Annotated in this window: 1 protein-coding gene; it reads right to left on the reverse strand. The window is 56.1% G+C overall.

Annotated elements, in window-relative coordinates:
* On the reverse strand, window positions 1-1,079 hold a 1,079-nt coding region (repA, locus tag AC1DUU_RS32495), incomplete at its 3' end, for a plasmid partitioning protein RepA (RefSeq protein ID WP_476787398.1).
* Window positions 1,080-1,196: the final 117 nt, after the last annotated feature.

Here is a 1,196-nt window from a genome sequence, read left to right on the forward strand (position 1 = left end):
TCGTAGAGGGTTTGCTTAGTAACCCCTGCATCCGAGATCGCGGTAGACTTCAACATCGGACTCTGAAGCATACGGTTGCCGAAGATCGCTCGCATGAAGCCCGTCATCTGGCTTTGCGGCCCATCATTGGGCTCAAAGCGGGTAACGAGATAGCGCATCCAATCATAGCTGGTGCGGCCCCCTGCTCTCTCCACCACTGCCATAAGCTCGCTTGTCATGGCCAGGAACTGGCTCATCGACATCACGTCGAGCATCTGTGGGTGGACTGTGATCAGAACTGATGTCGCGGCACATAGCGCTGACATCGTCAGGAACCCCAGCTGCGGAGGGCAGTCGATGATCACGACATCGTATAGGCTCTCGATGGGCGCCAACGCTTCGCCAATTCGGGCAAAGAACATGGACGCAGCCTTCCCAGAAGCAATGGCGGTGGGCGTTTCGTGCTCAAACTCCATAAGCTCGAGATTGCCAGGGATGATGTGCAAGTTGGGGGTGTAAGTCGCACGAACGATATCGGCGACCGGGCGCGGATCTTCATACCTGATCGCCCCGTAAAGGGTCTCACCTTCGCCAACATCGAGCTCCGGCTGATGACCAAATAGCGCCGACAGTGAAGCTTGTGGGTCGAGATCGATCGCCAGAACCTTATAGCCCCTTATGGCGAGATATTGGGCAAGGTGCGCCGACGTCGTGGTCTTTGCCGAGCCCCCCTTGAAGTTCATGACGGCGATCACTTGGAGCTTCTCGCCAGCTCGCCGGTTGGGGACGTATTTCTGGGCTCCATTCTTCTCGTCGAGGGTGACGCGAATCCGGTCCATATCTTCAGGCGAGTATACGCGGCGGCCGTTAGCTAACGGCACCGGGCCATAGCCTTCGGAAGCCACTTGCCGCAGATACCCTTCGCCGATGCCGATGTAGTAAGCGGCCTCAGACGGCGTAAACTGCCGGATCGTCTTCTGCGAAGAAGGCGGAAATATCTTCTGCTGATGAAGCTGTAGCTGCCGTGACAGTTCCTGCGAATCCGCAGACAACATGGACGGAAGATGCTCCTGCTCGTTGTGTAACCTGTTCTGCAACATCCCTCAAACCTTGAACTGCGCATTTCGTGAAGAAAGAAGCCAAACTGCGCAGCTACAGTATGGCCCGATTCGTAAAGATTTGACAAACACTTAACCATAAGCGCCGCCAGTCGGTTG

Source organism: Aminobacter sp. P4_H6_2 (assembly GCF_056400805.1).